Raw genomic sequence first — 5,971 nt, forward strand, 5'->3', positions numbered from 1 at the left:
GCCGAACGACGCCGTCTCCGAGGTGAACCGGTCACCCGTCAACTGCATCCCGTCACCCGAATCACCCGCGAAACGGATGATCACCCGATCGAGCCGGCGGACTTCCTTCGCGGTGCCGTCGTGGGGCGTGGCCGGGGCGCCTCTCTGCTCCCCTAGCAGGGCCTCGCCGGCCTCGCTGCTGACCTGGCTGGTCACTGAACTGGACCTCCCTCGTGGCAAGGGGACTCTCCGCCGGAGGCGGGGAGGAGCTCGGGGCGCGGTCGGCCGATCACCGTCCGTCCCGTGGCCCACCCTACGACGGCGGGGTCGAGTCTCCCTGGACTTCTTGCATCATGGACCCCTTTTTGAGATCCGTTCTGTCAGGGTTCGTCATGCCGTGTCGCCGTCCGAAGTATTCCGGAAGGTCTGGTTCCGGTCATTCTGCGGTCTTGGGTCCCCGGGGCCCGGGCACGCCGGGGAGGCGGGACCTCGGGCACGTCGGGTGCGCCGGGGAGGCGGGGCCTCAGGCGCGTCGGGTGCGTCGATGGGGCGGGTCCTCGGGACGCGGGGCCTCACGACCTCAGGTACGTCAGCACGGCGAGTACCCGTCGGTGGTCGCCGTCACTCGGCGAGAGCCCCAGCTTCAGGAAGATGTTGCTGATGTGCTTCTCCACCGCGCCGTCGCTCACGACCAGCGCCTTCGCGATCGCCGAGTTCGTCCGCCCCTCCGCCATCAGGCCCAGGACCTCCCGCTCGCGCGGGGTCAGGTTCGCCAGGACGTCCTGCTGCCGGCTCCGGCCGAGCAGCTGCTGCACGACCTCCGGGTCCAGCGCCGTGCCGCCCCCGGCGACCCGGACGACCGCGTCCACGAACTCGCGGACCTCCGCGACCCGGTCCTTCAGGAGGTAGCCCACGCCCCGGCTGGACCCGGCCAGGAGCTCGGTGGCGTACTGCTCCTCCACGTACTGCGAGAGCACCAGGACCCCGAGCCCCGGGTGGTCCCCGCGCAGCCGCACCGCCGCCCGCACGCCCTCGTCCGTGTGCGTCGGCGGCATCCGCACGTCCGCCACCACCACGTCCGGCAGCGCCCCCTCGGCCGCCAGCTTCCCCACCGTCTCCACCAGCGCCTCGCCGTCGCCGACCCCGGCGACGACCTCGTGCCCCAGGTCGGTCAGGAGCCGGGTCAGCCCCTCCCGGAGCAGTACCGAATCCTCGGCGATGACCACCCGCACCCGCTCCGCCACGTCCCGCTCTCCCACGCCCCACAGCCCCCATGATCCGGTCGTCCGGTCTTCCGTCGAAGCCCAGCATCCCACCCGGAAGACCTCGAAAGGCCTACGCGCGCCAGGGCAGTTCGACCGTCACCGTCGTCGGGCCGCCCGCCGGCGAGTCCACGGCCATGACCCCGTCCACCGCCCCTATCCGCCCGGCGAGCGCCGCCAGGCTCCGCCCGGCCGCCGTCTGCGCGCCGCCGGTGCCGTCGTCCCCGACCCGGAGCATCAGCCGGTCGCCCGCGCGCCACACGTCGACCCGGGCGCGCCGCGCCCGCGCGTGCTCGGTGACGTTCCGCAGGAGCTCCGACACGGCGAAGTACGCGAGGCCCTCGATCGCCGCGACCGGCCGCGCCGGCAGGTCCACGTCCACCGACACCGGGACCGCGCAGCGCGAGGCCACCGCCGACAGGGCCGCGTCCAGGCCCCGGTCGGTGAGGACGGCCGGGTGGATGCCCCGGGCCAGGTCCCGCAGCTCCCGGAGCGCGAGCTTCACCTCGCCGTGCGCCTCCTCCACCAGGACCGCCGCCGCCTCCGGGTCCTCCGCCAGCCTCTCCTTCGCGAGCCCCAGGTCCATGGCGAGCGCCGAGAGCCGGGCCTGCGCGCCGTCGTGCAGGTCGCGCTCGATGCGCCGCAGGTCGGCGGCGGCGGTGTCCACGAGCACGCCCCGGTCCGACTCCAGCTCCGTCACGCGCGAGGCCGGCCGGGACGGGCCGAGCAGCCCGGCCACCAGGAACCGGTCGACGGCGACGAACCCCCGCAGCAGCCACGGCCCGACCAGCACGAACAGCAGCCCGGCCGCGCAGGTCACCGCGATCTCGAAGGGCGAGTCCAGGTAGAGGTCGTGCGTCCCGTCGCCGTACAGCTGGAGCCCGTCCTGCCCGACGTACGCGGGGAACACCCACCGCCACAGCGGATACGTGAAGAGGCTCCAGCCCCACGCCCAGAACGCCACCGTCACCGAGAAGGAGAACACCGACCACGGCATGTGCACGACCGCGTACAGCAGGTGCCGCCACGACGCCCCGCTCTTCAGCATGGCCCCCATCCACGAGAACGCCCCGCCGGTCCGGCCGCGCACCGGCTCCGGCGCCGTCACGTCGAGGCCGAGCAGCGCCCGCGCCCGGGCCCGCTCCACCGCCCCGAAGCCCCGGCACAGGGCGAGCGCCCCGGCCAGGACCGGCACCCCGAGGAAGGTGACGAGCAGCCCGGCGCCGGTCGAGACGAGGGAGACGGAGAGCGCGAACCAGCAGACGCTCAGCGGAAGCCCGATCAGCACGTACCCGAGGGCGCGCCAGGTGCGGCCCTCGAACGGCGCGCGGATCGCGGCGGGGAGACGGGGGGAGGGCATGGTGGAGGTCCTTCTCTGCTGGTGGGCTCTGCCGGCGGGTGCGTGGCGGGTGCGTGTTCCAGGATTCCGTTCCGGCGGGCGCCGGACCATGAGGGAGGTCGGCGTTCGCGGGCGGGGGTTTTCCCCACCCCGGGACGGCTGCCCCGGAGGGACCGGGGGGGTGACCCGGGGGTTGCCGGGTTCCCGTGGAGTGGTTGCCGGGTGACCGCCGGGTGGCCGTGGAACGGCCGCTCAGTGACTGCGGGTCGATGACCGGGCGATGACCGGGCGATGGCCGGGGCCCGGTGGGCGGTCGGTGGATGTGCGTGGGGCGTGCGGTGGGCGACCGGCGTGCGTCTCGCGACCGCCGCGCGCCTCGCGGTCGCCTCGCGTCTCGCGGTCGCCGGGTGTTCAGCGGGCGGTCGGCCGGTCCCGCCACGGGAGTTCCGCCGTCACCGCCGTCGGACCGCCCGCGGGGGAGTCCAGGACGAGGACGCCGTCGACCGCGCCGAGGCGCTCCGCGAGCCCGGCGAGCCCCGTACCGCCGTCGAGGCGCGCCCCGCCGGTGCCGTCGTCCCGGACCCGGAGCATCAGCCGGTCGGCCGCCCGCCACACCTCCACGGAGGCGGACCGGGCGCGGGAGTGCTTGGAGACGTTCTGGAGCAGCTCCGACACCGTGAAGTACGCGATGCCCTCGATCGCCTCCGCGGGCCGCTCGGCCAGGTCGACGTCGACCCGCACCGGCACCGTGCAGCGCGCGGAGACGGAGGACAGGGCGGCGCCGAGCCCCCGGTCGGTGAGGACGGCCGGGTGGATGCCCCGGGCGAGGTCCCGCAGCTCCTGGAGGGCCAGCTTCACCTCGCCGTGCGCCTCGTCGACCATCGCGGCGGCGGCCTCCGGGTCGTCCAGGAGCTTCTCCTTCGCCAGGCCGAGCCCCATCGCGAGGGCGACGAGCCGGGCCTGCGCGCCGTCGTGCAGGTCGCGCTCGATGCGCCGCAGGTCGGCGGCGGCGGTGTCCACGACCACGCCCCGGTCCGTCTCCAGCTCGGCGATCCGCCGCTCCAGCTCGTCGGAGGGCGAGAGCAGCCCCCGGACCATGCCCCGGTCGGCGCCGGCGAGGAGCCGCGAGAGGAAGGGCAGCACGGGCCAGAGGACGAAGAGCGAGACCAGGGAGACCGTGAACGTCAGGATCCCCCAGGGCAGCCGGATCAGCCCGTACAGCTGGGTCCGCCAGGCCACCGGGTCCTTCAGCGCCGACCACAGCCAGCCGAAGAAGCCGCCGCGCCGGGGCAGCGGGGACGGCTCGCGGACCTCGACGCCGAGCAGGACCCGGGCCCGCGCCCGCTCCGACCGGCCGATCCAGCGGGCGCCGCCGAGACCGAGGGCGAGCAGCGGAAGGCCGATCACGGTGACCGAGAGGCCCACGCCGAGCAGGACGCTCACCACCGCGTAGACGAAACCGGTCAGCGCCGTGAACAGGTTGGAGAGGAGGAAGACGATCTCCTTCCAGGTCTCCTTGCCGTAGGCGGTGCGGGGGCGCGCCGGGGCGGCGGCGAAACCCGTGGAGGGGGCGGCCGTGGAGCCGGCGGCGGAGTCGTGGTCGGCGCTCATGGGCCCCAGGGTGCCCGGCGCGGATCGCGCGCCGCCATGGGGGAGGTGGGTGAACGGGAGGGGGGTTAACCCCACCGGAACCGGCCACCGCTCCTGCTTACGGTCTCTTTAACAGGGCCTAGACTCGCGTGCGTACAGAACAGAAGTGACCCATGGGGCACCTGGACCGAGGGGCGGACGTGCGGGAACCGACCGTTGTCGCGGCCGACGCGGCGGACTACTTCCAGACGTACTCCGTCGTCGGCCTGCTCGCCGTCGTCGGCGTGCTCTTCGTCGCCGTGGCGTTCGGCGCCGGCCGGCTGCTCCGGCCCGTCGTGCCGACGCCCGAGAAGCTCCTCACGTACGAGTGCGGCGTCGACCCCGTGGGGGAGGGCTGGGCGCACACCCAGGTCCGCTACTACGTGTACGCCTTCCTCTACGTGATCTTCGCCGTCGACTCGATCTTCCTCTTCCCCTGGGCGACGGTCTTCGCCGCGCCCGGCTACGGCGCCACGACCCTGGTCGAGATGTTCGTCTTCCTCGGCTTCCTGGCCGTGGGGCTGCTCTACGCGTACAAGAAGGGCGTCCTGACATGGACGTAACACCCGGAACCGGAGCCGGCCCCGAGACCCGCTCCGGACCCGCTCCCGAGCCCGTGGCCCTGCCCGCTCCGAAGCTGGGGATGCTCGCCCGCCTGGCCCCGGAGCCGATGAAGGTGGTCCTGAACTGGGGCCGCCGCTACAGCCTGTGGGTCTTCAACTTCGGCCTCGCCTGCTGCGCGATCGAGTTCATCGCCGCGTCGATGGCCCGGCACGACTTCATCCGCCTCGGCGTGATCCCCTTCGCGCCCGGCCCGCGCCAGGCCGACCTGATGATCGTCTCGGGCACGGTGACGGACAAGATGGCCCCGGCCGTGAAGCGCCTGTACGAGCAGATGCCCGAGCCGAAGTACGTCATCTCCTTCGGCGCCTGCTCCAACTGCGGCGGCCCGTACTGGGACTCGTACTCCGTGACGAAGGGCGTCGACCAGATCATCCCGGTCGACGTGTACGTGCCGGGGTGCCCGCCCCGGCCCGAGGCGCTGCTCCAGGGCATCCTCAAGCTCCAGGAGAAGATCGCGCGGGAGAGCCTGGCGGAGCGCTACGGCCGGCCGGCCTCGGTGTCCGAACTGACGAGCCCGCCGACGCCCCCGCCGGGAGGCACGGCATGAGCGCGTACGACGCCCTGCCCGACGCGGTGACGGAGGTCTTCGGCGAGGAGGCGACGGCGGAGCGGGCGTACGACCTGCTGACCGTCGACGTCCCGCCGTCCTCCTGGATCACGGCCCTGACCACGGCCCGCGACGAGCTGGGCTGCACCTACTTCGACTGGCTGAGCGCGGTCGACGAGCCGGGCACGGGCTTCCGGGTCTGCGCGCACGTGGTGGCGCTCGGGGAGGGCGGCCCGCGCCGCCTCCTCGTCCGTACGACGGTCCCGCACTCCGCCCCCGTCCTCCCCACGGCGGTGGGGGTGTACGCGGGCGCGGGCTGGCACGAGCGCGAGACGCACGAGATGTTCGGCGTGGACTTCACGGGCCACCCGCACCTGGTCCCGCTCCTCCTCCCCGAGAACTTCGAGGGCCACCCGCTGCGCAAGGACTTCGTCCTCGCGGCCCGGGTCGCCAAGGCGTGGCCGGGCGCGAAGGAGCCGGGCGAGTCGCACGACGGCGGCCCCAAGCGCCGCCAGATGCTCCCCCCGGGCGTCCCGGACCCCAATGAGTGGGGCCCCCTCAAGGGCCAGCTCCCCCCGGCCCCCACCCGCC

7 protein-coding genes are annotated in these 5,971 nt (G+C 74.0%); 3 read left to right on the forward strand and 4 right to left on the reverse strand.

Going from position 1 to position 5,971, the window contains the following annotated elements:
• The 4 genes from ADL08_RS07725 to ADL08_RS07740 form a co-directional block, all read right to left on the reverse strand.
• On the reverse strand, window positions 1-195 hold a 195-nt coding region (locus tag ADL08_RS07725), incomplete at its 3' end, for a hypothetical protein (protein ID WP_159043117.1).
• Window positions 196-551: 356 nt separating this feature from the next.
• Window positions 552-1,211 carry a response regulator transcription factor gene (locus ADL08_RS07730; RefSeq protein ID WP_053641328.1) on the reverse strand — a complete coding sequence of 220 codons (660 nt, stop codon included), beginning with the start codon at window positions 1,209-1,211 and terminating at the stop codon, window positions 552-554.
• A 103-nt stretch (window positions 1,212-1,314) separates the two neighbouring features.
• Window positions 1,315-2,601: a sensor histidine kinase gene (locus ADL08_RS07735; protein WP_053641325.1), complete on the reverse strand. Its 1,287-nt coding sequence runs from the start codon at window positions 2,599-2,601 to the stop codon at window positions 1,315-1,317.
• 390 nt (window positions 2,602-2,991) lie between these two features.
• Window positions 2,992-4,191, reverse strand: coding sequence for a sensor histidine kinase (locus ADL08_RS07740; RefSeq protein ID WP_053641326.1), 1,200 nt, complete (start codon window positions 4,189-4,191; stop codon window positions 2,992-2,994).
• Window positions 4,192-4,343: 152 nt separating this feature from the next.
• Here ADL08_RS07740 and ADL08_RS07745 point away from each other — a divergent pair, with 152 nt between their 5' ends.
• The 3 genes from ADL08_RS07745 to ADL08_RS07755 all read left to right on the forward strand — a co-directional run.
• Complete coding sequence (locus ADL08_RS07745) at window positions 4,344-4,772, forward strand: NADH-quinone oxidoreductase subunit A (RefSeq protein ID WP_199836967.1); 429 nt, start codon at window positions 4,344-4,346, stop codon at window positions 4,770-4,772.
• On the forward strand, window positions 4,763-5,380 hold the full coding sequence (locus tag ADL08_RS07750; protein WP_053641327.1) for an NADH-quinone oxidoreductase subunit B: 618 nt from the start codon (window positions 4,763-4,765) through the stop codon (window positions 5,378-5,380). The genes ADL08_RS07745 and ADL08_RS07750 overlap by 10 nt, the downstream gene beginning before the upstream one ends.
• A partial coding sequence (locus tag ADL08_RS07755) for an NADH-quinone oxidoreductase subunit C (protein ID WP_199836968.1) occupies window positions 5,377-5,971 on the forward strand: 595 nt, incomplete at its 3' end. The genes ADL08_RS07750 and ADL08_RS07755, both read left to right, overlap by 4 nt.

The sequence above is a fragment of the Streptomyces sp. NRRL F-6492 genome (genome assembly GCF_001280125.1).
Classification (GTDB): Bacteria; Actinomycetota; Actinomycetes; order Streptomycetales; family Streptomycetaceae; genus Streptomyces.